General features: G+C 73.1%; 18 protein-coding genes. 15 read left to right on the top strand and 3 right to left on the bottom strand.

Annotation, left to right across the window (positions count from 1 at the left end; translation table 11 throughout):
* Positions 1-18: 18 nt before the first annotated feature.
* The 12 genes from J1M46_RS03665 (at position 19) to J1M46_RS03615 (ending at position 13,903) form a co-directional block, all read left to right on the top strand.
* The gene (locus J1M46_RS03665; RefSeq protein ID WP_206446581.1) at positions 19-1,218 is read left to right on the top strand and encodes a MalY/PatB family protein; all 1,200 of its coding nucleotides are present in this window, start codon (positions 19-21) and stop codon (positions 1,216-1,218) included.
* Complete coding sequence (locus J1M46_RS03660; RefSeq protein ID WP_206446580.1) at positions 1,215-2,507, top strand: O-acetylhomoserine aminocarboxypropyltransferase/cysteine synthase family protein; 1,293 nt, start codon at positions 1,215-1,217, stop codon at positions 2,505-2,507. Before J1M46_RS03665 ends, J1M46_RS03660 begins: the two co-directional genes overlap by 4 nt.
* Positions 2,504-3,433, top strand: coding sequence for a methylenetetrahydrofolate reductase (locus tag J1M46_RS03655; RefSeq protein ID WP_206446579.1), 930 nt, complete (start codon positions 2,504-2,506; stop codon positions 3,431-3,433). Before J1M46_RS03660 ends, J1M46_RS03655 begins: the two co-directional genes overlap by 4 nt.
* Positions 3,430-5,724, top strand: a complete 2,295-nt coding sequence (gene metE / locus J1M46_RS03650; protein ID WP_206446578.1) for a 5-methyltetrahydropteroyltriglutamate--homocysteine S-methyltransferase — start codon at positions 3,430-3,432, stop codon at positions 5,722-5,724. Before J1M46_RS03655 ends, metE begins: the two co-directional genes overlap by 4 nt.
* Positions 5,725-5,875: 151 nt before the next feature.
* Positions 5,876-7,531: a TIGR04028 family ABC transporter substrate-binding protein gene (locus tag J1M46_RS03645; RefSeq protein ID WP_342384260.1), complete on the top strand. Its 1,656-nt coding sequence runs from the start codon at positions 5,876-5,878 to the stop codon at positions 7,529-7,531.
* Between the two features lie 7 nt (positions 7,532-7,538).
* Entirely contained in the window at positions 7,539-8,474 is a 936-nt protein-coding gene (locus tag J1M46_RS03640) for an ABC transporter permease (protein ID WP_206446576.1), read from the top strand.
* Complete coding sequence (locus J1M46_RS03635; RefSeq protein ID WP_206446575.1) at positions 8,471-9,322, top strand: ABC transporter permease; 852 nt, start codon at positions 8,471-8,473, stop codon at positions 9,320-9,322. Before J1M46_RS03640 ends, J1M46_RS03635 begins: the two co-directional genes overlap by 4 nt.
* A complete protein-coding gene (locus tag J1M46_RS03630) occupies positions 9,319-10,980 on the top strand; it encodes a dipeptide ABC transporter ATP-binding protein (protein WP_206446574.1) in 1,662 nt (553 codons plus the stop codon). Before J1M46_RS03635 ends, J1M46_RS03630 begins: the two co-directional genes overlap by 4 nt.
* The gene (locus J1M46_RS03625) at positions 10,980-12,008 is read left to right on the top strand and encodes an LLM class flavin-dependent oxidoreductase (protein WP_206446573.1); all 1,029 of its coding nucleotides are present in this window, start codon (positions 10,980-10,982) and stop codon (positions 12,006-12,008) included. Before J1M46_RS03630 ends, J1M46_RS03625 begins: the two co-directional genes overlap by 1 nt.
* Positions 11,998-12,651, top strand: coding sequence for a CMD domain protein (locus J1M46_RS15215; RefSeq protein WP_342384259.1), 654 nt, complete (start codon positions 11,998-12,000; stop codon positions 12,649-12,651). Before J1M46_RS03625 ends, J1M46_RS15215 begins: the two co-directional genes overlap by 11 nt.
* On the top strand, positions 12,648-13,244 hold the full coding sequence (locus J1M46_RS15210; RefSeq protein ID WP_241248998.1) for an alkylhydroperoxidase domain protein: 597 nt from the start codon (positions 12,648-12,650) through the stop codon (positions 13,242-13,244). The genes J1M46_RS15215 and J1M46_RS15210 overlap by 4 nt, the downstream gene beginning before the upstream one ends.
* The gene (locus tag J1M46_RS03615; protein WP_206446572.1) at positions 13,244-13,903 is read left to right on the top strand and encodes a VOC family protein; all 660 of its coding nucleotides are present in this window, start codon (positions 13,244-13,246) and stop codon (positions 13,901-13,903) included. Before J1M46_RS15210 ends, J1M46_RS03615 begins: the two co-directional genes overlap by 1 nt.
* Before the next feature lie 69 nt (positions 13,904-13,972).
* Here J1M46_RS03615 and J1M46_RS03610 read toward each other — a convergent pair whose 3' ends face one another.
* On the bottom strand, positions 13,973-15,202 hold the full coding sequence (locus J1M46_RS03610) for a cobalamin-independent methionine synthase II family protein (protein ID WP_206446571.1): 1,230 nt from the start codon (positions 15,200-15,202) through the stop codon (positions 13,973-13,975).
* Between the two features lie 196 nt (positions 15,203-15,398).
* On the opposite strand from J1M46_RS03610, the gene putP reads away from it, so the two are divergent.
* From putP to J1M46_RS03595, 3 genes are all read left to right on the top strand, one after another.
* Positions 15,399-16,991, top strand: a complete 1,593-nt coding sequence (putP, locus tag J1M46_RS03605) for a sodium/proline symporter PutP (RefSeq protein ID WP_206446570.1) — start codon at positions 15,399-15,401, stop codon at positions 16,989-16,991.
* Positions 16,992-17,096: 105 nt separating this feature from the next.
* Entirely contained in the window at positions 17,097-21,065 is a 3,969-nt protein-coding gene (locus tag J1M46_RS03600) for a Pls/PosA family non-ribosomal peptide synthetase (protein WP_206446569.1), read from the top strand.
* Positions 21,062-22,426, top strand: a complete 1,365-nt coding sequence (locus J1M46_RS03595; RefSeq protein WP_206446568.1) for a M1 family metallopeptidase — start codon at positions 21,062-21,064, stop codon at positions 22,424-22,426. The genes J1M46_RS03600 and J1M46_RS03595 overlap by 4 nt, the downstream gene beginning before the upstream one ends.
* Here the strand turns inward: J1M46_RS03595 and J1M46_RS03590 are convergent.
* Entirely contained in the window at positions 22,398-22,925 is a 528-nt protein-coding gene (locus J1M46_RS03590; RefSeq protein ID WP_206446567.1) for a 4'-phosphopantetheinyl transferase family protein, read from the bottom strand. The genes J1M46_RS03595 and J1M46_RS03590 overlap by 29 nt on opposite strands.
* Positions 22,926-22,968: 43 nt before the next feature.
* Complete coding sequence (locus J1M46_RS03585; protein WP_206446566.1) at positions 22,969-24,675, bottom strand: ABC1 kinase family protein; 1,707 nt, start codon at positions 24,673-24,675, stop codon at positions 22,969-22,971.
* Positions 24,676-24,684: the final 9 nt, after the last annotated feature.

The raw sequence follows: 24,684 nt of genomic DNA, 5'->3' as shown, positions 1-24,684 counted from the left end.
GGCAGAAGGAGGCCAGCGATGACGGCGTATCGGCGCGGCGAGCACGCATGGGATGGCATCGGCAGGGTCGACCTTGAGCGGCCCTCGAGCCGCAAGTGGAGCCTGCACCCCGGCACCATCGGCGCATGGGTGGCGGAGATGGACTTCGGCACCGCGCCGCCGGTGCGCGAGGCCCTGCGACGCGCGATCGACGACGACGTGCTCGGCTACCTCTCGCCCTCGACAGCCGCCGAGCTCGCGCAGGCGACCGCCGCCTGGCAGTCGTCGCAGCACGGCTGGCAGGTCGACCCTGAGCGCGTGCACGCGGTCTCCGACGTGATGGCCGCACTGGGCGCTGCCGTCGAGCACTATTCGCCCGAGGGCTCTGCGGTCATCGTGCCGACACCGGCCTACATGCCGTTCCTCACCTACCTCGAGACGATCGGCCGCCCAGTCGTGCAGGTGCCCGGGGTCGTGATCGACGGGCGGTGGCAGCACGATCTCGAGGGCATCGACCGTGCCCTCGCCGCCGGTGCTCGCACGCTCGTGCTCTGCAACCCGCACAACCCGACCGGCACGGTGCTGCCGCGCGCCGAGCTCAAGCAGATCGCCGAGCTCGTCGAGCGCCATGGCGGGCGCGTGTTCGCCGACGAGATCCACGCCTCGATCCGCTTCGACGACCGCGAGCACGTGCCGTACGCGTCCGTCTCCGCTGCGGCGGCCGGCCATACGATCACGGGCACGAGCGCCTCGAAGGCCTGGAACATCCCCGGGCTCAAGACCGCGCAGCTCATCACCTCGAACGACGCCGACGAGGCGCGCTACCGCAGCTTCGGCTTCGCCGTGGTGCACGGGGCGTCGACGCTCGGCGTGATCGCCTCGACGGCGGCCTACCGCGAGGGTGGGCCGTGGCTCGAGGGCACGGTCGACTACCTGCAGCGCAACCGCGATCTGCTCGGCACACTGCTCGCCGAGCGCCTGCCGGGCGCGCGCTGGCACGCCCCGGAGGCCACCTATCTCGCCTGGCTCGACCTGGCCGGACTGCACCTGCGTGAAAGCTCGCCCGCAGCACTCTTGCGCGAGCGGGCCGGCGTGACGCTCACGGACGGCGCGCTCTGCGGCGCGGGCTCCGAGCAGCACGTGCGACTGGTCTTCGCGACCCCCGCCCCCGTGCTCGAGGAGGCGATCGACCGGATCGCCGCCGCGCTGGCGCCGATCGGTGCAGGCTCGCCCCGATGAGCGCGACCGACTGGGGCTTCGCCACCCGCCAGATCCACGCCGGCGCGATCGTCGACGCCGAGGCCGGCGCCCGCATCACCCCGATCTACCAGAGCGCCGGCTACGTCTTCGACAGCTTCGACGACGGCGCGGAGCGCTTCGCCGGCCGCAGCGCGCGACGCGCCTATTCCCGCAACGACAACCCCACGAACGTGGTCGCTGCTCGCCGCATCGCCGACCTCGAGGGCGGCATCGACGGCGTGCTGGTCGCCAGTGGCCAGGCAGCCATAGCCGCAGCCCTCTCGGCGCTCGCGCAGTCCGGCGACCACATCCTCACCTCCGACCGGCTCTATGAGGGTACGCGCGAGATGGTGCGCGGCGCACTGCGCCGGCAGGGGCTGCGGTTCAGCGCCGTCTCCATCGACGCCGACGAGCAGGCATGGGTCGACGCGGTGCTCCCGGAGACGCGCGCGATCTACGCCGAGTCGATCGCGAACCCGCTCGGCGAGGTCGCCGACCTGGCCATGCTCGGCCGCGTCTCTGAGCGCACCGGCGTGCCGCTCGTGATCGACAACACCGTCGCCACGCCCTACCTGTGCCGCCCCTTCGAGCACGGCGCGGCCGTCGTCATCCACTCGACCTCCAAGTGGCTGAGCGGTCACGGCTCGGTCATCGGCGGCGCCATCATCGACGGCGGCATCTTCGACTGGGCCGCCGCCGCCGACCGGTTCCCGCAGCTGCACGAGCCTCGGCCGCACGGCGCCGAGTCGTTCGCCGAGCGCTTCGGCGACGCCGCGTACACCGCCTACCTGCGCTCGGTGACGGTGCTCGAGCACGGCCCGAGCTTCCCGCCCACGAGCGCCTTCCTGCTGCTGCACGGCATCGAGACGCTGTCGCTGCGCATGGAGCGCCACGTCGAGAACGCGCGCGCCGTCGCCGACGCGCTCGCCACGCATCCGGCCGTCGCTCACGTGCACTACCCCGGTCGGCCTGACGACCCGCGCAGGGCAGTGGTCGAGCGGATGCTGCCCGACGGTGCCGGCTCGATCGTCTCGGTCGACCTGGTCGGCGGCCGCGATGCCGCTCGGGCGTTCCTCGACGGGCTGCGGCTGGTGAGCCAGATGACCCACATCGGCGACGTCCGCACGCTCGCGATCCACACCGGCAGCACCATCCACGGCAAGCTCGACGACGCCGAGCGGCGCTCGCTCGGCATCACGCCGGGGCTGGTGCGCATCTCCATCGGCCTCGAGCGGGTCGACGACATCGTCGCCGACCTGCTGCAGGCGCTCGAGGGGATCCGTCCGTGAGCCTGCGCTACTCCTTCGAGCTCTTCCCGCCCCGCACTCCGGCGTCCGCGTCGCGCGTCGACGCAGCCGTCGATGCCTTCATCGCGCTCGATCCCGAGTTCGTCTCGGTGACCTTCGGCGCCGGCGGCTCGACCACGCGCCACTCGCTCGGGGTGCTGCAGCGGCTCATCGACGGCGGCGCGAACCCGATGGCACATCTGACCTGCACGGGGCTCAGCGTCGCGGAGACGTCGCAGCTCGTGCGGCAGTTCCTCGACGCCGGCATCACTCGCTTCCTCGCCCTGCGCGGCGACCCGCCGCGCGAGGACAGCCCGATGCCGCCCACGTCGCTGCAGACCGCGTCGCAGCTCGTCCAGCTCATCCAGCGGGTCGAGTCCGAGCGCGAGCCCTATGCGGAGACCCGACTGCCGGGCCTGCGCGCCGCGTCGCTGTCCGACCGGCGACGCACGGTCGACGTCGCGGTGGCCGCCTTCCCGAACGGCCATCCCGGCGCCGGCGTGCACCGCCGCGACATCGACGCGCTGCTGGCGAAGCAGGCCGCCGGCGCCACCATGGCCATCACGCAGCTGTTCTTCGACCCCTACGACTACGCCCGCTTCGTCGAGCTCGCCCGGGCACGGGGCGTGACCATCCCGATCGTGCCCGGCGTCGCGATCCCCACCTCGCACCGCCGGCTCGTGCGATCGGCCGAGCTCGCGGGCGAGGGGCTCCCGCAGGTGCTCGCCGACCGGCTCGCGCGAGCGGCACCCGAGGACGCCGTGCGGATCGGCGTCGACGCCGCCGTGGCGCTCATCAGCGCGCTCGCCGAGCACGACCCGCCCAGCGTGCATCTCTACACCTTCAACGACCACCGACCCGCGATCGACGTCCTCGAGGGCGTCGGCGCGCTGCCCATCGCCACCAGCATCAGCACAGGAGCACCATGACGACCATCAGCACCCGCGAGCAGCACGCCGCGGCACCGATCTTCCCCGGCGGCACGATCCTCGGCTATCCCCGCATCGGCCGCCGCCGCGAGCTCAAGCGCGCGCTCGAGGCGCACTGGCGCGGCACCATCGACGCCGCCGCCTTCCACGCCGCGGCGAGCGCGAACCGGCTGGCCGACCTCGAGCGCCTGCGCGAGCTCGGCCTGCGAGCCGATGACGCCTCGATCCCGATCGAGGCGGCGCACTACGACCACGTGCTCGACGCCACCCTCACCTTCGGCGTCGTGCCCCCGCGGCTTCGCGGCGGCCTGCCGGAGGGGCTCGCCGGCGAGTGGCTGCTGGCGCGCGGGCATGGCGACACCGCGCCGCTCGAGATGACCAAGTGGCTCGACACCAACTATCACTACCTGGTGCCGGAGCTCGACGCCGAGACGACCTTCTCCTTCGCCGACACCCGCATCGTCGACCGCTTCGTCGAGGCCGGCCGGGCCGGTGTGCACGGACGCCCGGTCGTGGTCGGGCCCGCCACCTATCTCGCGCTCTCGAAGGCGGCGGGCATCCGGCCCATCGAGCTCGCCGAACGGCTCGTGCCCGCCTACGGCGCGCTCGGGGAGGCGCTGGCCGCGGCCGGCGCCACCTGGGTCCAGCTCGACGAGCCCGCGCTGATCGCCGACTTCGACCACGTCGAGCTCGCCGAGCTGCAGGCCGTCGCCCGCGCCGGTGCCGAGGCCCTGCGCGCAGCCGGACTGCTGGTGCTGCTGCATGTCGGACACGGGGATGCTGCCGGTCGCGTCGAGTCGCTGGCCGACGCCGTCGACGCACTCGCGATCGACCTCGTGCGCGGCGGCGCGCCGGCGACCGGCTCGACGCCGCTGGTCGCCGGTGTGGTGCACGGCCGCAACGTCTGGCGCACCGACCTCGACGGCGCCCTGGAGCGCCTGCGGGAGATCGCGGCTCGCGGCCCCGTCGCCGTCGGCACCAGCACGAGCCTGCTGCACGTGCCGCACGACGTGGCGGCAGAGCAGTCGCTCGCCCCCCGACTGCGATCGTGGCTGGCCTTCGCCGACCAGAAGGTGGCGGAGGTCGTCGCACTGGCCGCAGCGCTCACCGGCTCCCTCGACGAGCAGGCGTTCGCCGACGCGCGCGCCGCGGTCGCGGACCGCGCCGCTGCACCCGGCGTGCGCGACGGCTCCGTCCGCGCTCGACTCGCGTCGCTGCCGAGCGAGGCGCGCCAGCGCGCGACGTACGACGAGCGCGCCCGGCTGCAGCGCGAGGCGCTCGAGCTGCCGCCGCTGCCGACCACGACGATCGGCTCATTCCCTCAGACCGGCGACATCCGCACCGCCCGCGCACGGCACGCGCGAGGCGAGCTCGACGACAGCGGCTACACGCAGGTGCTCCGCGCCGAGGTGCGCCGCGTGATCGAGCTGCAGGAGCAGCTGGGACTCGACGTGCTCGTGCACGGCGAGCCGGAGCGCAACGACATGGTGCAGTACTTCGCCGAGCACTTCGAGGGCTTCGCCGCGACCGAGCACGGCTGGGTGCAGTCCTACGGCTCGCGGGCCACGCGGCCGTCGATCCTGTGGGGCGACGTCTCCAGGGCGGCGGCGTTCACCGTCGAGTGGATCGCGTATGCGCAGTCGCTGACGAGCAAGGTCGTCAAGGGCATGCTCACCGGACCGGTCACGATCCTCGCGTGGTCGTTCGTGCGCGACGACCAGCCGCTGGGCGAGACCGCTGACCAGGTGGCGCTCGCGCTGGCCGACGAGATCGCCGATCTCGAGGCCGCGGGCGTCCGCATCGTGCAGGTGGACGAGCCGGCGTTGCGCGAGCTGCTGCCGCTGCGCCGCGAGGCCCGCCCCGCCTACCTCGACTGGTCAGTGGGCGCCTTCCGGCTGGCCACCGGCGGTGCGGCGCCGGCCACCCAGATCCACACGCATCTCTGCTACTCGGAGTTCAACACGGTGGTGGATGCGATCGACGGCCTGGATGCGGACGTCACGAGCATCGAGGCGGCACGCTCCAAGATGGAGGTGGTCGACGCGCTGGCCGCGCACGGCTTCGACCGCGGCATCGGTCCGGGCGTCTACGACATCCACTCCCCTCGCGTCCCAGGGCACGAGGAGCTCGACGAGCTGCTCGCCACCGCCGCCGCCGGCATCCCGGAGGGACTGCTGTGGGTCAACCCCGACTGCGGCTTGAAGACGCGCGGCTACGACGAGACGGTGGCGAGCCTCACCCGGCTGGTGGCAGCGGCTCGACGGGCGCGCGAGGTGGTCGCCGTCGGCTGAGCCTCCGCCCTCACGGCGCGCGCCGGCCTCCGTGGCGGCGCGCGCCGTCGTCGTCTGCAGGAGCGTGACGCCATGTTGCAGCCCAGGATGCGCGTGCTGCCGCAATCGGCTTGTCTTAGAGGCGTACCAACCACCGCTTATGGAGGTCCTCGTGAACCGCACACCGCATCCGCGTCTGTCAGCACTCGCCGGCGTCGCCGCTCTGGCCCTCGCCCTGAGCGCGTGCTCCTCCAGCCAGGCGTCGGCGCCCCAGAGCAGCGACGGAGGCCCCGTCACCGGCGGAACGCTCACGTACCTCGAGCACCAGGCCTACTCGACGCTCTACCCGCCGAGCGCCGGCTTCTACCCGAACGGCGCGCTCGTGAACAACCTCACCGTGCGCCTGCTGCACCAGGTGCCCGAGACGCTCGAGCTCGAGCCCTGGGTCGCCACGGCGCTGCCGGAGGTCAACGCGGACGCCACCGAGTACACCTTCGACATCCGCACCGACATCACCTACTCGGACGGCACCCCGCTGACGGCCGAGAACGTGGTCGCGAACATCGACCTGTACGGCCTCGGCGACCAGGATCGAGCGCTCATCGTCAGCGAGGCGATCAACAACTACGAGCGCGGTGAGGTCGTCGACGACGACACGGTGCGCTTCCACTTCAGCGCTCCCGCACCCGGCTTCGCGCAGGCGGTGTCGACCAACAACTCCGGCCTGCTGGCGGATGCGTCGCTCGAGCTCGACTCCGAGGGCTTCGGCCCCGGCAACGCCAGCGAGGTGATAGGGGCCGGGCCCTTCGTCGTGGAGTCCGAGCAGATCGGCACGACGATCCGACTCGCCGCGCGCGAGGACTATGCGTGGGCACCGCCGTCGGCTCAGAACCAGGGTCGCCCCTACGTCGACGCCGTCGACATCGTGATCGCCCCGGAGGACAGCGTGCGCATCGGCTCGCTCGTCTCAGGCCAGGGGCACATCGCGCGGCAGGTCGAGCCGCAGCACGAGGCGCAGGTGGCCGCAGCCGGGCTCGAGATCGTCGCCGAGCAGACCAACGGCGTCAACAACGGGCTGAGCTTCCGCTTCGACCACCCGCTGCTGCAGGACATCCGCGTGCGGCAGGCGCTGATCGCCGGCATCGACCGCCGGGAGATCGTCGACTCGATCTTCTCGGACGGCTATCCGCTCGCGACCTCCTCGCTGAGCCGGACAGCGCTGGGCTACGCGGAGCAGGTCGGAGCCTACGAGTTCGACCAGGAGCGCGCAAGGGCACTGCTCGACGAGGCCGGCTGGGAGGTCGGCGACGACGGCATCCGGGTGCGCGACGGCGAGCGACTGCACCTGGTCGTGAACGAGGCGCTGCCGCAGCCCCGCTCGCGCGACGTCATCACGCTCGTCGCCCAGCAGCTGCGTGAGGTCGGCGTGGAGCTCGAGCTCTTCCAGGGCGACCAGGCCGCGCAGACCGCTGCCGCGGCCGACATCGAGCAGATCCAGATCTACCACTCGATGGTGGGGCGGGCCGACTACGACGTGATCAAGAGCCAGTACTCGATCGAGAACCGCGACACGCTGCGCAACGCCGACGAGTCGGGCGAGCCGATCGACGCCGAGCTCGAGTCGCTGCTGCGCGAGGTCGCCTCCGCACCCGCCGCCGAGCAGCGGACCGCCGCCGCTGCCGCCGTGCAGGCGCACCTGACCGAGCACGCCTACGTGCTGCCCTTCTTCGAGGAGCCGCAGGTCTACGGGCTGCAGCCGGTGGTGCACGGCTTCGGCACCGAGTCGGTCGGCCGCCCCACGTTCTCGGGCGTCTGGCTAGAGGGCTGAGGGGGCCATGCCCTACGCACTCCGCCGCACGGGACAGGCAGCGCTGGTCGTGGTCGCCACGTTCGTGCTCGCCTTCCTGCTCCTGCACGCGCTGCCGGGCGACGCCATCGTCGCCCGGTACGCGAGCCCCGAGCTCGGGCTGACCGAGGCGCAGCTCGATCAGCTGCGCCTCGTCTACGGCACCGATCAGCCGGTCTGGGTGCAGCTGTGGCAGTCGGCAGCGGGCTTCCTCAGCGGCGACCTCGGCACGTCGCTGCAGAACGGGGCCGAGGTCGAGTCGCTGCTGGCCGCGGCGCTGCCCGCCACCGTCACACTGGCATCGCTGGGCTTCCTCGTCGCCGTGCTGCTGGCGACCGGCGTCGCCGTCGCTGCGACCTTCTCGTCGGCCGAGTGGCTCCGGCGCGCCTTCCGCTCGCTGCCGCCGCTGCTCGTGTCGGTGCCGGTCTTCTGGCTCGGCATCGTGCTGCTGCAGGTCTTCTCGTTCCAGCTCGGCCTGATCCCGGTGATCAACGCGAACCCGGTCGAGGCACTCGTGCTGCCGGTGCTGACGATCGCCGTGCCGATCGCGGCGCCGCTGGCGCAGGTGCTCATCCGCAGCATCGACGACACCGTCGCCGAACCCTTCATCGCCGTCGCCCGGGCGCGCGGTGCCGGCCCCCGCTGGCTGCTGTCGAAGGAGGTCGCGCGCAACTCGCTGCTGCCGACGCTGACCATCGCCGGGGTGCTGTTCGGCGAGCTGATCGCGGGCGCGGTGGTCACCGAGACCGTCTTCGCCCGCACCGGCCTCGGCCGGCTCACCGTCGATGCGGTCGCCACCCGCGACACACCGGTGCTGCAGGCCATCGTCGTCATCTCGGCCGTCGGCTTCGTCGCCATCAACCTGGCGGTCGACCTCGTCGCCCCGGCGATCGACCCCCGGCTGCGGAAGGCGGTGCACGCATGAGCGCGACAGCAGCGGTCCTGCTCCCCCGGCGCACCGAGCGCGCTGCCGCGCGCCGGCGGCCCGCCCTCACCCTCGTGCTCGCGGTCGCGGTGCTCGCCATCGCACTGGCGTGGGCGATCCTGCCCTGGCTGTTCACGAGCCAGGACCCGGTCGCGGGCGAGGCGCTGCACGCTCTGCAGGCGCCGAGCGGCGCGCATCCCTTCGGCACCGACGCCACCGGACGCGACCTGCTCGCCCGCGTCATCTTCGGCGCCGGCAACTCGCTCTCGGGCGCTGCCATCGCGGTGCTCGTCGGGCTGGTCGTCGGCACCGCGATCGGTGTGCTCGCGGGCTCCACCGGCGGCCTCGCCGACGAGGCGCTCATGCGGGTCGTCGACGTGCTGCTGGCGATCCCGGGCCTGCTGCTGGCGCTGAGCGTCATCGTGCTGCTCGGCTTCGGCGTCACGAATGCCGCGATCGCCGTCGGCGTGACCTCGATCGCCGTCTTCGCCCGGCTGGCCCGCTCGCAGGTGTTGAAGGTGCGGCGCAGCGACTACGTGGAGGCGGCCTTCGGCTCCGGCGGCTCGTTCCTCCGCGTGCTCTGGCGGCACGTGCTGCCCAACTCGCTGGGCGCCGTGCTGGCGCTCGCCGCACTGCAGTTCGGCAGCGCGATCCTGCAGATCTCCACGCTCGGCTTCCTGGGCTACGGCGCGCCGCCGCCCACACCCGAGTGGGGGCTGCTGATCGCCGAGAGCCGCGACTACGTCGCCACCGCCTGGTGGCTCACCACCCTGCCCGGACTGGTCGTCGCAGCCGTCGTGCTGTCGGCCAATCGGGTCGCATCCGCCGTCAGAGAGGCAACAGCATGAGCACACTGCTCACGATCGATGACCTGGCCATCTCCTATCGCGCTCGCGGCGAGCGGCACACCGCCGTGCACGGCGTCAACCTCGAGCTGCAGCGCGGCGAGGTGCTCGCCCTGGTCGGCGAGTCCGGCTCCGGCAAGACCACCATCGGCCACTCGATCATCGGGCTGCTGGCGGCCGGCGGCCGCATCGAGCGCGGCAGCATCGGGCTGCAGCTCGCCGGCGGCGACCTCGACCTGGCGAAGCTGCCCGCCCGCGCGCTGCAGCAGCTGCGCGGCGCGCGCATCGCGCTCGTCCCGCAGGATCCCGGCACCTCGCTCAACCCCGTGCAGACGATCGGCGCCTCGGTCGCCGCGCCGCTGCGCATCCACCGCTGGGGCACGAAGGAGGCCATCCGCCGTCGCGTCCTCGACCTGCTCGAGCGGGTCGGCCTCGACGACCCCGAGCGGCGCGCGCGGCAGTACCCGCATGAGCTCTCGGGCGGCATGCGGCAACGGGCGCTGATCGCGGCAGCAGTGGCCCTCGAGCCCGACCTGATCATCGCCGACGAGCCCACCAGCGCGCTCGACGTGACGGTGCAGCGGCGCATCCTCGACCTGCTCGACGACCTGCGCGCCGAGCTCGGATCCAGCGTGCTGCTGATCACGCACGACCTCGCGGTCGCGGCCGAGCGGTCAGACAGCATCGCGGTGCTGCGAGGCGGCAGGCTCGAGGAGGTCGGCGAGACGCGCTCGGTGCTGCTCGACCCGCAGCGCGAATACACGGCCACCCTGCTCGCTGACGCGCCCGCGCTCACCGACGCGGCGCCTCGGCCCGAGCGCCTCGCGGTCGAGCCGTTCGTGATGGTCGAGGGCCTCGTCCACGAGTACGGGAAGGGCACGGATGCGTTCCGCGCCGTCGACGAGGTCGGCCTCGGGATCGCTCGTGGCACGACGCATGCGCTGGTGGGCGAGTCCGGCTCCGGCAAGACGACGATCGGCCGGGCGCTCGCGGGCTTCCACACGCCCGCCGCCGGATCGATCCGCATCGGCGAGCTCGACGTGCTCGCCGAGCGCGGCAGCCGACGCCTGCGGCACGCGGTGCAGCTCGTCTCGCAGAACCCCTACGCCTCGCTCGACCCGCGCCGCTCGATCGGGCAGACGGTGGGCGAGCCGCTGCTGAACCTGCCGCTCGCCCACGGCGGCGTGCGCGATCGCCGCGTGCTCGCGGAGCGCGTCGCCACCGCGCTCGAGCAGGTCGCACTGCCCGCAGAAGTCGCCGGCAGACTGCCGCGCGAGCTCTCCGGCGGGCAGCGCCAGCGCGTCGCCATCGCCCGCGCGCTCATCATCGAGCCGCAGACGGTCGTGCTCGACGAGGCGGTCTCGGCGCTCGACGTCACGGTGCAGTCGCAGATCCTCGACCTGCTCGAGCGGCTGCAGCGCGATCTCGGCCTCACCTATCTGTTCATCACCCACGATCTCGCGGTCGTGCGCCGCATCGCTGACTCCGTCACGGTGCTGCGCCACGGCCGCGCGGTCAAGACGGGCACGACGCAGCAGGTGCTGTCGAGCCCGCAGCACGAGTACACGCGGGCGCTGCTGGATGCGGTGCCCTCCCCCGACTGGCTGCGAGACGCCCGACGCAGCCGGCCAACACAGCACGGGCAGCTGGAGGTGGCGTGATGGCGCCGACGATCGGATTCTTCACCCGCGTGCTCGACGACGCGGCTGCAGCGGAGCGCTACCGCATCGCGCTCGAGCAGATCGAGCTGGCCGAGTCGCTCGGCTTCGAGACCGCCTGGGTGGCACAGCATCACCTCGACGGCGCCGAGGGCGGTCTGCCCTCGCCGTTCGTGCTGCTCGCGGCGGCCGCCGCGCGGACCGCTCGCATCCGGCTCGGCACGGCCATCCTCACGCTCGCGCACGAGCATCCCGCGCGCGCCGCAGAGGACGCGGTCGTGCTCGACACGATCGCGGGTGGCCGCGCCGAGCTGGGCCTGGGCACCGGCGGCAGCCCCCGCACGCTGAGCGCCTTCGGCGAGGACCCCGGGCAGCGTCGCGCCATCTACGACGCGAAGCTCGTCCGGCTTCGCTCGCTCATCGCCGGCACCGCCGACCAATCGCTGTACCCGCAGCAGCAGACCGGGCTCGAGGGCCGCATCTGGCAGGCGACCTTCTCGCCGGAGGGCGCCGGCGCGATCGGCGCGCAGGGCGACGGCCTGATGCTCTCGCGCGTGCAGCCGATCCCGAGCGAGCACACGGGCGACGTCCCGCCGCGGGTGTGGGAGGTGCAGCGCCGGCTCGTCGACGCCTACCTCGACGCGCTGCCATCGGGTGTCGCGCCGCGCGTCCTCGCCTCCCGCAGCGTCGTGGTCGTCGACCCGGCCGACCGCAGCGCCGTGCGCGCGCATGCCGAGGCCGGGATCGGCGCGCAGGTGGCGCAGCTGCACGGCATCACCCCCGGCTCCCTCTCGCTCGACGAGCTGCTCGTGCGCAGCGAGACCCACCTCGGCACGCCGGCGGAGGTCATCGACTCGCTCGCGGCCGACACCGTGGCCGCCGGCGCCACCGAGGTCTCCATCCAGGTGCACTCGGTCGACCCCGACGCGTCCATCACCAACCGCTCGCTCGAGCTGTTCGCCCGAGAGGTCGCGCCGGCGCTCGGCTGGCCCGTCGCCATCGAACCCCAGGAGGCACGCCGTGTCGCATGACATCATCGACCACCTCGCCGAGATCACCGCTGGATCCCGGCTCGACACGATCCGCAGAGCGCGGCCCGATGCGCGCGAGAACGCGCAGCAGAGCTTCCTCGCGCTGCTCGAGCCGGCCGACCCCGGTGAGCTCCCGCTCGGGGACCGCTACGCGGTCGCCGCCTACGTCGCCCTGCTGCACGATGCCCAGGGCGCGCCCACCCGCTCGTCGGCCTTCTACCTCGAGCTGCTGGACGACGCGGCGGCCCCCGGGGTCACCGCGTCCGTGCGACGCGCAGCCGACGCGGGCCGCGCATCCGGCCCGTACGGCGGCTACCGCGAGCCCGCGCTGCAGCGGGAGGCGGTCGCCGGCCCCGTCGCCCGCGTCGACCGCTCCGTGCTCGGGGAGCGACTGGCGGCAGCGCTCGAGCACGCGCACCTGCTGGTGCTGCACCCGCGCGACGCGCGGCCCGAGGCGCTGCGTGCGCTGACCGCCGCGGGCTGGGGCCCCGATGCGCTCGTCTCGCTCAGCCAGCTGGTCGCCTTCCTGTCGTTCCAGCTGCGGCTCGTGCACGGCCTGCGCGTGCTCGCCGCCACGGCAGCCGACACGACCGCAGACGCCACGACCGCATCCGCCACCGAGCTCGAGGAGGCCCGCGCATGACCACCATCACCGACTACCCGGCGCTGCGGCGCCCGGACGCCTTCACCCAGCGCAGCCTCGGCTGGGTGCCGTGGGCGCCGCCGGTGCCCGAGGCCGAGCTCACCGCGGCGCAGCGCGACAGCCTGGTGGAGCCCGACCGCGCCACGAACCCGTACTTCCGGCTGCTCGCGCGCGACCCCGAGGCGCTGCGGGCGCGCACGCTCACCGATCTCGACATCTTCCACAACGACGATGGCGGCACCCCGCGCTGGGAGCGCGAGCTCGCCGCAGCCGCCGCCTCCCGCGTCAACGGCTGCGTCTTCTGCGCCTCCGTGCACGCGCGCGCGGCGTCGCGACTCTCGGGCCGCGGCGACGACGTGCAGCGGCTGCTCGACGAGGGGGTCGGCGCTCGCGTCGACGAGCGCTGGGATGCGATCGCGGATGCCGCTGCCGCGCTGACGGCGACGCCGGCGGCGTTCGGTGCCGAGCACGTCGAGCGCCTCCGCGCGGCCGGCCTCGACGACGTGGGCCTGCTCGATCAGATCAGCGGTGCGGCCTTCTTCAACTGGGCGAACCGGCTGATGCTCTCGCTCGGCGAGCCGGAGGTCGTCTGATGGGCGTGCCCCGCACCCTCGACCACATCGTGCTGGCCGGTCCGGATCTGGCGGCGCTGGTCGAGGCGTTCGAGCGCACCACCGGCGTGCGAGCGACGGCCGGCGGCCGGCACCCGACCGGCACCGCCAACGCGCTCGTCGCGTTCACGCGCGGCGGCGCGCGGGTGCGGCAGTACCTCGAGCTCATCGGCCCCGACGCCGAGGCGGGCCGGGCGGCGGCCGACGTGCCGCGCTTCGGCATCGACCAGCTGGCCGCGCCGCGCGTGGCGAGCTTCGCGATCGCGCCCGCCGACCTCGATGCGACCATCGTGCGTGCGCGCGCGGCCGGCCACGACTACGGCGACCCCGAGCCGCTCTCGCGCCGCACACCCGACGGGCGCGAGCTCGCCTGGCGCCTGGGTCTCCCTCGCGACGAGCATCAGCCGCCCTTCCTCATCGACTGGGGAACGACCCCGCATCCCGCTCTCGACGAGCTGCCGACGGTCGAGCTCGTCGCGCTGCGCCGCCGCACCCCCGACGTCGCGGGCGAGTCCGCTCGCCTGACGGCGCTCGGCGTCGAGGTCAGAGACGGTGCGGATGCGCTGCAGGTGGTGCACGCCGAGACAGCTGGCTTCGAGTTCGACGTCGTCGTCGACGGCACCGCGGTGACGGTGCGCTGAAGCGCCTCGCGCGTTCGAGGGGCCGGCCAGCGGTGCACGCCGCTGCCGGCCCCTCCGCGCTGCGCCGCGTCAGATGATCGAGACGGCGGCCCCCAGCCGCTCCTCGGCCAGTCGGGCGCCCTGCCCGAGCGACTCGAGCTTCGCGATGGCGATGGAGGGATGGATGCGGCCGCCGAGCCCGCAGTCGGTGGACGCGATCACGCGCTCGGGGCCGACGATGCGGGCGAAGCGCTCGATGCGGTCGGCCACCAGCTCGGGGTGCTCGACCACGTTGGTGGCATGGCCGATCACGCCGGGGGCGATGCGCTTGCCCGCGGGCAGCTCCACCTGCTCCCAGACGCGCCACTCGTGCTCGTGGCGCGCGTTGGCGGCCTCGAAGGAGTAGCTGCCGGCGTTGACCTCGAGCACCAGCTCGGCGATGTCGCCGAACGCCACGTCGGTCGTGTGCGGCCCGTGCCACGAGCCCCAGCACAGGTGCAGTCGCACGAGCTCCTCCGGCAGGCCGCGGATGGCGTGGTTGAGCGCCTCGACCCGGATGCGGGTGAAGGCCAGATAGTCCTCGATCGACGGCTCGGGATTGATCTGGTCGAAGTTCTCGGCCAGCGAGGGGTCGTCGATCTGCACGATGAAGCCGGCGTCGGTGATGGCCCTGTACTCCTCGCGCAGCACCTCGGCCCAGGCCCAGATGTGCTCCTCCTCGCTCGCATAGTGCCGGTTCGCGATGCGCGCGGCCGAGCCCGGCGAGAGCGCGGTCAGGAACCCCTGTTCCGCGCCCGCGCTGTCGAGGCCGGCGCGCAGGTTCGCGATGTCGGTGGCGAGCGCCTCGTGACCGGTGTAATGCAGCGCACCGGTGGTGGCCGGGAACGCCGTCGCCGGCTGCTGCTTGAGCACCGGCTGGTCGGGATCCTGGTAGGCGTCCTGGAAGCGCACCCAGTCGCGGCGGTCCGGGAACGAGGTCAGGCGCACGTCGCCGGGGGCCGAGCGCTGAATGGGCTCGGTGAAGATGTCCTCGCCGGTGATCTCCAGCCCCTGGACGCGCTGGAAGACGTAGGTCCACCAGGCGGCGTAGTCGGAGGGGTTCGACATCGCCTTGCCGTACTCGCCGTCGCCGATGATCGTGATGCCGAGCTCACGCTGCCTGCGCACGAGGTCGGCGACCGCCGCCGTGAGCAGCTCCTCGAACTCGGGCGTCCGCTGCAGCGTGAGTCCGTCCTCGGCGAACGAGCGCGCAGCGTTGGCGGCGATGAGCTCCGGGGTGCGCGGCAGGCTGCCTGCGTGGGAGACGTCGATGCGGGTCATGGTGGGCCTTCCGGTTCGTCGGTCTCCCGCACGGTACCCAGCGTGCGCGCCGCACGGGTAGCTGCACGGGTCACGGTTCGTCACACAGCGGTCGCGCCGCATCCGATGCAGGCGGATGCGGGGACTCGCCACATGCACTCGTCCCTATGAGTCGCACGTGAGTACGCTGTTACGCAACCGAACTGGGGAGATGACGATGTCGGACATCACATTCCAACTGGTGGCGATCGCCATCTACTTCGCGGCGATGATCGCGATCGGCGTCTACGCGGCGCGAAAGACCAAGAGCCACGAGGACTACATGCTCGCCGGCCGCGACCTGCACCCGTTCACGGCGGCGCTCTCCGCCGGTGCGTCTGACATGTCCGGCTGGCTCATGATGGGTCTGCCGGGCGCCATCTACGCCGCTGGCCTCATCGAGGCCTGGATCGCCATCGGTCTCACGATCGGCGCCTTCCTCAACTGGCAGTTCGTCGCTCCGCGGCTGCGCGCCTACACCGAGGTGTCGAACAACTCGATCACCATCCCCAGCTTCTTCGAGAACCGCACGCGCGACCGCACGCGCCTGCTGCGCATCGTGGCGGGCGTCGTCATCCTGGTGTTCTTCACGTTCTACGTCTCCTCCGGCATGGTCGCCGGCGGCGTGTTCTTCGAGTCGTCGTTCGGCACCGACTACATCTGGGGCATGCTGCTCGTCAGCGGCGTCACGCTGCTCTACACGCTCTTCGGCGGCTTCCTCGGCGCATCGCTCACCGATGTCGTGCAGGGCCTGATGATGTTCCTCGGCCTCATCATCGTCCCCGTCATGGCGTTCGTCACGGTCGGCGGCTTCAGCGGCGTGCAGGAGGGCATCGAGGCTTCCGGCGCAGAGCTCACCGGCCTGTTCCCCGCCGACATGGACGGCATGGTGGTGCTCGGCATCATCTCCGCCCTCGCCTGGGGGCTGGGCTACGTCGGCCAGCCGCACATCATCGTGCGCTTCATGGCGCTCAAGACCGTGCATGACGCGAAGGCCGGCCGCAACTACGGCATCAGCTGGATGGTCATCTCGCTCATCGGCGCCGTCGTCTCCGGCTTCGTCGGCATCGCCTACGTGCAGCAGCAGGGCATCGCCCTCGACAACCCCGAGACCGTCGTGCTGCTGATGTCGCAGGCCCTCCTGCACCCCTTCGTGGCAGGCCTCGTGCTGGCGGCGGTGCTCGCGGCGATCATGTCGACGATCTCCAGCCAGCTGATCGTCAGCTCGTCGGCGCTCGTGGAGGACCTCTTCCAGGTCTTCGCCAAGAAGCAGCCCTCGCAGAAGATGCTCGTCGTGCTGGGACGCGCCTGCGTGCTGGCGGTCGCGCTCATCGCGGCGGTGCTGGCGATCACGCCCAACGACACCATCCTCGGCCTGGTCGGCTTCGCCTGGGCGGGCTTCGGTGCGGCGTTCGGCCCGATCGTGCTGCTGAGCCTCTACTGGCGCAAGCTCTCGAACTGGGGTGCGCTGGCCGGCATGATCGTCGGCGCCGCGACCGTGTTCATCTGGGACGGCATCGAGAAGGCGAACACGGTCGACGGCGAGATCGTCAGCGGCTTCGAGTTCTTCACGCTCTACGAGATCGTGCCGGGCTTCGTGCTCAACCTGATCGTCGCGGTGGTCGTCAGCCTCGCCACCTACCGGCGCAACGCCGAGGTGGAGGAGGAGTTCACCCGCACCGGCTCGATCGTGCTGCAGGGCAACACCGCCCACGCCGGCACCGCGCACGTCAGCGAGGAGGCGGCGGCCGACCGCAACGCGCTCCCCTGACGGTTGCTCGACCGTCGCTCGCCGTTCATCTGCGAGACCGAGGCGCCGCGATAGCCTGAGGGGTCGCGGCGCCTCTGCGTGCGCGAAGCTGTGCGCGGAGGCGGAATGGGCGAGATGCCAAGGGGAATGCTGGCGGGCGGACATCTGGCCCCGCCTCCGCGAACGCTGCTCGACGTGCTGCGCGCGAGCGTGCTCTCGAACCCCGATGGCTCGGCGCTCGAGGATGCCGAGGGAGCGCTGAGCTACCGCGAGCTCATGGCCGCCGTCATCCGCACCGCCGCCCGCCTCTCGCTCGACGGCGTCGCCCGCGGCGATCGTGTCGGGGTGCGGATGCCCTCGGGCACGAGAGGGCTGTACATCGCGATCCTCGGCATCATGGCCGCGGGCGCCGCCTACGTGCCCGTCGACGCCGACGACCCCGAGGAGCGCGCGCAGCTCGTCTTCGGCGAGGCCGACGTCGTCGGCGTGATCACCGGGAGCGGCCAGTACACCCCCAGCCGCCGCGATCGCGGCCCGGCCGTGGACCCGGCCACGCCCGTCGCCGCGACCGCGCTCTTCGACGGCGCCCCCGCGCATCCGTCGACCGCGGGCATGCCGATCCCCACGCAGCCGGGCCTCGACGACGACGCGTGGATCATCTTCACCTCGGGCTCGACCGGCACGCCGAAGGGCGTCGCCGTGACGCACCGCTCGGCCGCCGCGTTCGTCGACGCGGAGGCGCTCATCTTCCTGCAGGACGAGCCGATCGGCCCGGGCGACCGCGTGCTGGCGGGCCTCTCGGTCGCCTTCGACGCCTCGTGCGAGGAGATGTGGCTGGCATGGGGCCACGGCGCCTGCCTCGTGCCCGCGCCGCGCTCGCTCGTGCGCAGCGGCATGGACCTGGGTCCGTGGCTGACACTGCGCGGCATCACCATCGTGTCGACCGTGCCGACGCTCGCGTCGCTGTGGCCCGCGTCGTCGCTCGAGAACGTGCGGCTGCTGATCTTCGGCGGCGAGGCGTGCCCGCCAGAGCTCGTCGACCGGCTCGCGACCGAGGGCCGCGAGGTCTGGAACACCTACGGCCCCACCGAGGCGACCGTGGTCGCGTGCGCCGCGCGGCTCGCCCCCGGCGAGCCGGTGCGCATCGGCCTGCCGCTCGACGGCTGGGATCTCGCGGTGGTCGACGAGGCCGGCAAGCCGGTCGCCGACGGCGGTGTCGGCGAGCTCATCATCGGCGGCGTCGGCCTCGCGCACTACCTCGACCCCGCGAAGGACGCAGAGAAGTACGCGCCGCTCCCCTCGCTCGGCTGGGAGCGCGCCTACCGCTCGGGCGACATGGTGCGGTTCGACCGCGAGGGGCTCTTCTTCAACGGCCGCGTCGACGACCAGGTGAAGGTGGGCGGGCGCCGCATCGAGCTGGGCGAGATCGAGGCGGCGCTCTCTTCACTGCCGGGCGTCAACGCGGCCGCGGTCGTGGTGCAGACGACGGATGCGGGCAACCAGGTGCTGGTGGGCTACCTCGGCTGCGAGGTGGAGACCTTCGACCGCCAGGCGGCGAACGAGCGCCTGCGCGACGCGCTGCCGGCGGCGATCGTGCCGGTGCTCGCGCTGCTGCCGGAGCTGCCCGTGCGGGTCTCCGGCAAGGTCGACAAGAAGGCGCTCCCCTGGCCGCTCGAGGAGGAGGGCGCCTTCGACGACGGCGCCGCGCCGGGCCTCGCCGTGCTCGCCGCCGACTGGCAGGCCGTGCTGGGGCTGCCCGCCTCCGATGAGGCCGACGACTTCTTCGCGCTCGGCGGCGGCTCGCTCGCCGCGGCGCAGCTGGTCACGCGCATCCGTCAGCGCGACCCCGAGTTCACCGTCGCCGACATCTACGCCTACCCGCGGCTCGGGGCCATGGCGGCCGAGCTCGCCTCGCGCGCCTCCAACGGCGGGCGGGAGCCGGCCTCGACCCACGAGGTCGCGCGCACCCCGCGCAGCGCGCAGTGGATCCAGACGCTGCTGGGCGTGCCGCTGTTCATCCTCAGCGGCATGCGCTGGCTGCTCGCCGCGCTCACGCTCTCGACCCTCCTGCAGGCGTGGACCGGCTTCGAGGCGCTGCCGACGGCCCAGCCGTGGCTGCTGGTGCTGGGCCTGGCGGTCTTCGCGACGCCGTTCGGGCGCATGGGCATCGCCGTGGTGGCGGCACGGCTGCTGCTGCGCGGGCTGCAGGCCGGCGACTACCCGCGCGGCGGCAGCGTGCACCTGCGGCTGTGGCTCGCCGAGCAGATCGCGCAGCAGGCAGGCGCCGTCAGCCTCGCCGGCGCCCCCTGGGTGACGCTCTACGCCCGCGCGCTCGGCGCGCACATCGGCGACGACGTCGACCTGCACTCGGTGCCGCCCGTCACGGGCATGCTGCGCATCGGTCGGGGTGCGTCGATCGAGCCCGAGGTCGACCTCACCGGCTACTGGATCGACGGCGACCTGGTGCGCATCGGCGCCATCCGCATCGGCGCGCGCAGCGCCGTCGGCGCGCGCTCCACGCTCGCGCCCGGCACCCGCATCGGCAAGGGCGCCGTGGTCGAGCCCGGCTCCGCCGTCTTCGGCCGCGTGCGCTCGGGCGAGCGCTGGTCGGGCTCCCCGGCGCGCCGTGTCGGCGCGGCGAAGGCGTGGTGGCCCGCCGAGCGCCCCGCCCACACGAGCGGCTGGGCCTGGATCTACGGGCTCTCGGCGATCGCCCTCTCCCTGATCCCGCTGCTGGCGCTGCTGGCCGGGGGCGCGGTGCTGACGCTCGGCATCCGCGGCGCAGACGGGCTGGGCGGCGTGGCGCTGGGCGCCCTCGCCTGGCTCGTGCCGGCCGCGCTCGTCGCCGGCCTCGTGCTCGCCGGCCTCATCGTGCTGACCGTGCGGCTGCTGGCGATCGGCCTGACCGCCGGCGTCTTCCCGGTGCACAGTGCCAACGGCTGGCGGGTGTGGGCGACCGAGCGGCTGCTCGACCTCGCCCGCACCATCCTCTTCCCGCTCTACGCGTCACTGTTCACCCCCGTCTGGCTGCGCCTGCTGGGCGCCCGCGTCGGTCGCGACACCGAGATCTCGACCGTGCTGCTCATCCCCAAGATGACCACCGTGCACACGGGCGCCTTCCTCGCCGACGACACGCTGGTGGCGTCCTACGAGCTCGGCGGCGGCTGGGTGCGCATCGCCCACGCCGAGATCGGCGAGCGCGCCTTCCTCGGCAACTCCGGCATGGCGGCGGCCGGCAACCGCATCCCGAACGACGCGCTGGTCGCGGTGCTCTCGGCCGCGCCGCGCAAGTCGAAGAAGGGCTCCTCCTGGCTCGGCTCGCCGCCCGTGCGCCTGCGCCGCACCCCGGTGGAGGTCGACGCCGCCCGCACCTACGATCCGCCGCTGCGGCTGCGCGTCGCCCGCGCCCTCTGGGAGCTCGCGCGCTTCGTGCCGGTGCTCGTCACCATCGCGATCGGCCTGGGCGTGCTGCTCACCTTCCTGTGGATGGCGGATGCGTGGGGCGGCCTGGCCGCGGTGCTCCTGAGCGGCGTCGTGATGCTCGCCGCCGGTGCCGTCGCCGCCGGCGTCAGCACCGCCGCCAAGTGGGTGCTGGTGGGCCGCATCCCGGCGACCGAGACGCCGCTGTGGTCGTCGTTCGTCTGGCGCAGCGAGACGGCGGATGCGTTCGTCGAGATGGTCGCGGCACCCTGGTTCGCGCAGTCCGCGTCGGGCACGCCCGCGCTCGTGTGGTGGCTGCGCAGCCTGGGGGCGACGATCGGCCACGGCGTGTGGTGCGAGAGCTACTGGCTGCCGGAGGCCGACCTCGTGACGCTGGGGGACGCATCCGTCGTCAACCGCGGCTGCGTCGTGCAGACGCACCTCTTCCACGACCGGATGATGTCGATCGACACGGTGACGCTCGAGCACGGCGCCACGCTCGGCCCGCACAGCGTCATCCTGCCGGCGGCGCGCATCGGCGAGCACGCGACCGTCGGGCCCGCCTCGCTCGTCATGCGCGGCGAGCTCGTGCCCGATCGCAGCCGCTGGAGCGGCAACCCGATCGGCCCGTGGCGCGAGGTGAAGGTCGCCGACTACCACGCGGTGAGCCGATGAGCCGCTCGAAGAACGGCGGGCAGCCCGCGGCGCAGCCGGTGGGCGGCGAGCCCTACGCGCCGGCCTCCGGCGACACGGGCTGGAGCGCGCTGCACTACGACCTCGAGCTCGAGTACCGCATGGCGACGAACCGGCTCGACGCGGTCGCGCGCATCAGCGGTCGCGCCGAGCGCGAGCTGACGGCGATCGGGCTCGACCTGGTGGGGCTGAAGGCCAGCCGCGTCTCGCTCGACGGTGAGCGGCGCACGCAGCACGTGCAGCGGCCCGGCAGGCTGACGGTGAAGCCCGCCGCGCCGATCGCCGCCGGGCAGGACTTCGCGCTCGAGATCGCCTACGCCGGCTCCCCCGCGCCCCGCCGCTCCCCCTGGGGCCTGGTCGGCTGGGAGGAGCTCGAGGACGGGGTCATCGTGGCGTCGCAGCCCACCGGCGCGCCCACCTGGTACCCCTGCAACGACCGGCCGAGCGACAAGGCGACCTACCGCATCCGCGTCACCACCGAGCAGGGATACCGGGTCGTCGCGACCGGCGCGCTGGTCGAGGAGACCACGCGCTCGGGGCGCACCAGCCGCACCTTCGACTGCCGGGTGCCGGTCGCGAGCTACCTCACGACCGTGCAGATCGGGCGCTACGTGCGCCGCGCGACGGTGCACGACGAGGTGCCGCTGGTGGCGTTCTACCCGCCGGCGCTCGAGCAGCGGGTGCTCGCCGACCTGGCGCCGCTGCCGCGGATGCTCGCGTGCTTCGTCGAGCGCTTCGGGCCGTACCCCTTCGACGACTACACGGTGGTGGTGACGGCCGACGACCTGGAGATCCCGCTGGAGTCGGTCGCCGGCGCGGTGTTCGGCGCCAACCTGATCGACGGCAGGGGCGGCGAGGAGCGGCTGGTCGCGCACGAGCTCGCCCACCAGTGGTTCGGCAACAGCGTCGGCGTGGCCGGCTGGCAGCACATCTGGCTCAACGAGGGGCTCGCCTGCTACGCGGAGTGGCTGTGGTCGGAGGCGGCCGGGCGCGAGACGACGGATGCGCTGGCGCGTGCGCACCATCGGCGGCTGAGCGGCCTGCCGCAGGACATCGTGCTCGGCGACCCCGGTCCGGCGCTGATGTTCGACGACCGCATCTACAAGCGCGGTGCGCTGCTGGTGCACGCGCTGCGCCTCGAGCTCGGCGACGTGCGCTTCTTCGGGCTGCTGCACGACTGGACGGCGCTGCGCGTGCACGCGACGGCGACGACCGCCGACTTCCGGCGGCTGGCGGGCAAGATCGCGGATGCCCCGCTCGACGCGCTCTTCGACGCCTGGTTGCAGGAGCGCGCGCTGCCGCCGCTGCCGCTCGTCAGCGCTCGACGGCGAGGCTCACGATGAGCCGGTCGCCGAGCTCGACGGCGTGCAGGTCGTAGACGCGGTCGCTGCCGGGCACCCGGGCGGTGGCGGATGCGTCGTCGACGTGGACCGCGCCGGGCTCGACCCGCAGTCCCCGGCCGTCGGCCTTCAGCGCGGCCTCGACCTGCGTCCAGCGCCGCAGCGGGTCGGGGTGCTCGCCCAGCAGCTCCCCCAGCGCGGCCAGGCGCTCGGGCGGCGCATCGGCGCGCTCGGCGTCGACCCCGATCCTGCGCCCGCGCACGGCCGCCACGACGTGCTGCTCCCCCGCGTGCGCGAGCGAGACGCCGACGTCGCGCGCCGCCGGCGGGGCCATCACCACCGGTCGCCCGTGCGGCCCGCCGCAGTCGGGGCAGCGCTGCACGACGACGACGGATGCCTCGTCGACGCCCGCGAGCACGCCCACCAGGGCGCGCAGCGCGTCGCGCGCCTCGACGCGACCGCCGCGCACGACGCGGGCCACCGCATCCCCCACCTGCTGCATGCGGCAAGTCTTCCAGCAGCGCGCCGGCGCCGGCGCCGGACGCTCAGCCAGGGCCGCGACGGCCGAGGACGCCGGCGAGCACGGCGTGCAGCAGCGGCACGGCGGAGACGGCCATCAGCACGATGCCGAGCACCGGGTTCCACGACAGCAGCAGCACGCCGGCCACGAGCAGTCCCGAGAAGAGGATCGCCGAGACCACCCGCCGGGCGGCGCGCTCCAGGCGGGCGAGCTTGCGCTCCACCTTGGGGACGGCGACGGCCAGCCGCCCCTCCTCGATGCGGGTGAGCACGTCGTCGATGCGGGTCGGCAGGTGGGCGATGAGGCTGGTCGTCGAGATGGCGCGCTGCGCGATGTCGATGACGACGTTGCCGCTCTCCTCCCGCAGCAGCTGCGCAGCGTAGGGCTCGACCGAGTCCCACACGTTGAAGTCGGGATCGAGCGAGCTGCACAGGCCGGAGGTCAGCGACACGGCGCGGATGACGAGCAGGAAGTGCTCGGGCAGCTGGAACGGCATCGAGCGCAGCACGTCGCCGAACTCGGCGGCGAACGCCCGGAAGTCGCGCTCGTCGACCTGGCGCAGCTCGGCGAAGCCCATGCCGCCGAATCGCTCGAAGGCGCGCGCCATCGCACGCTCGAGCGCGGCCTCCTCCGCCGAGGGCAGCAGCGCTCCCAGCTCGCGCATGCCGGCGACGAGGCCCTTGCCGTCCCGGGCGGCAGCCGCGATCAGCGTCCTGCGCAGGCCGGCACGGGTGCTGGCGGGCACCTCGCCCATCATCCCGAAGTCGACGAAGGTCAGCTGCCAGCGCGCTCCCGCCGGGCCCGACGCATCCGCCCCGCCCATGAGCGGCGTGACGAAGAGGTTGCCGGGGTGCGGGTCGGCGTGGAAGAAGCCGTGCGTGAAGACCTGGTCGAACATGACGGCGGCGAACTGCGAGGCGACCTCGCCCGGGTCGATGCCGGCGGCGCGCAGGCCGTCGAGGTCGTTGATCTTGATGGCAGAGACGTCCTCGAGCGTCAGCACCCGCCGCGTCGTGCGCTCCCAGACGATCTCGGGCACGCGCACGCGCAGGTCGTCGGCGAAGGCCTGCGCGAAGCGCTCGGCGTTCGCGGCCTCGTGCAGGTAGTCGATCTCCTGCAGGCTGGTCTCGGCGAACTCCTCGACGAGCGCGGGCATGTCGACGCGGTTGGCGATCACCGGCACGCGGCTGAGCCAGCCGGCCACCCGGCGCAGCGCCGCGAGATCGACGTCGACGATCGCCTCGATGCCGGGCCGCTGCACCTTGACGACGGCGTCGGTCAGGCCGGTGTCGGCCGTGTCGAGCGGTGAGAGCCCCGCTCGATGGGCCTGGCCGAGCGAGGCCGCCGCGACCGGCTGCTCGGCCAGGCTCGCGAAGGCGCGCTCGAGCGGCATGCCGAGCTCGCGCTCGGCGAGCTCGCGGATGAGGGGGAACGGCACCGCGGGCGCCTCGTCCTGCAGGCCCTCGAGCTCGCGGGTGATCTCGGGCGGCAGCACGTCGAGTCGCGACGACATGAACTGCCCCACCTTGATCATGAGGCCGCCGAGCTCGATGGCGAGCGCGTGGAAGCGGCGGGCGAGCCGCTGCAGCCGGGCGCTGCGCCCGCGCTCGGCCACGCCAGCCAGCCCGATGCGCGGCAGCAGCAGCTCGAACCACCACACGAGCGCGATGTGGCGCATCGCGAACCGCATGATGCGGCGGTAGCGGGCTCGCTCGCTTCTGACGTCGGACATCGGCTCCCC

It is taken from the genome of Agrococcus sp. KRD186, assembly GCF_017168255.1.
Classification (GTDB): Bacteria; Actinomycetota; Actinomycetes; order Actinomycetales; family Microbacteriaceae; genus Agrococcus.
Note: the sequence above shows the minus strand (reverse complement) of the source record. Positions and strands in the feature narration are given on the sequence as shown.

Bases quoted from the DNA above. Each gene is read 5' to 3' on its own strand.
- J1M46_RS15210 (WP_241248998.1), top strand. From the start codon at position 12,648: ATGACCACCATCACCGACTACCCGGCGCTGCGGCGCCCGGACGCCTTC.
- J1M46_RS03665 (WP_206446581.1), top strand. From the start codon at position 19: ATGACGGCGTATCGGCGCGGCGAGCACGCATGGGATGGCATCGGCAGG.
- J1M46_RS03600 (WP_206446569.1), top strand. From the start codon at position 17,097: ATGGGCGAGATGCCAAGGGGAATGCTGGCGGGCGGACATCTGGCCCCG.
- J1M46_RS03640 (WP_206446576.1), top strand. From the start codon at position 7,539: ATGCCCTACGCACTCCGCCGCACGGGACAGGCAGCGCTGGTCGTGGTC.
- J1M46_RS03635 (WP_206446575.1), top strand. From the start codon at position 8,471: ATGAGCGCGACAGCAGCGGTCCTGCTCCCCCGGCGCACCGAGCGCGCT.
- putP (WP_206446570.1), top strand. From the start codon at position 15,399: ATGTCGGACATCACATTCCAACTGGTGGCGATCGCCATCTACTTCGCG.
- J1M46_RS03610 (WP_206446571.1), bottom strand. From the start codon at position 15,202: ATGACCCGCATCGACGTCTCCCACGCAGGCAGCCTGCCGCGCACCCCG.
- J1M46_RS03590 (WP_206446567.1), bottom strand. From the start codon at position 22,925: ATGCAGCAGGTGGGGGATGCGGTGGCCCGCGTCGTGCGCGGCGGTCGC.
- J1M46_RS03630 (WP_206446574.1), top strand. From the start codon at position 9,319: ATGAGCACACTGCTCACGATCGATGACCTGGCCATCTCCTATCGCGCT.
- J1M46_RS03595 (WP_206446568.1), top strand. From the start codon at position 21,062: ATGAGCCGCTCGAAGAACGGCGGGCAGCCCGCGGCGCAGCCGGTGGGC.
- J1M46_RS03585 (WP_206446566.1), bottom strand. From the start codon at position 24,675: ATGTCCGACGTCAGAAGCGAGCGAGCCCGCTACCGCCGCATCATGCGG.
- J1M46_RS03615 (WP_206446572.1), top strand. From the start codon at position 13,244: ATGGGCGTGCCCCGCACCCTCGACCACATCGTGCTGGCCGGTCCGGAT.
- J1M46_RS03625 (WP_206446573.1), top strand. From the start codon at position 10,980: ATGGCGCCGACGATCGGATTCTTCACCCGCGTGCTCGACGACGCGGCT.
- J1M46_RS03660 (WP_206446580.1), top strand. From the start codon at position 1,215: ATGAGCGCGACCGACTGGGGCTTCGCCACCCGCCAGATCCACGCCGGC.
- metE (WP_206446578.1), top strand. From the start codon at position 3,430: ATGACGACCATCAGCACCCGCGAGCAGCACGCCGCGGCACCGATCTTC.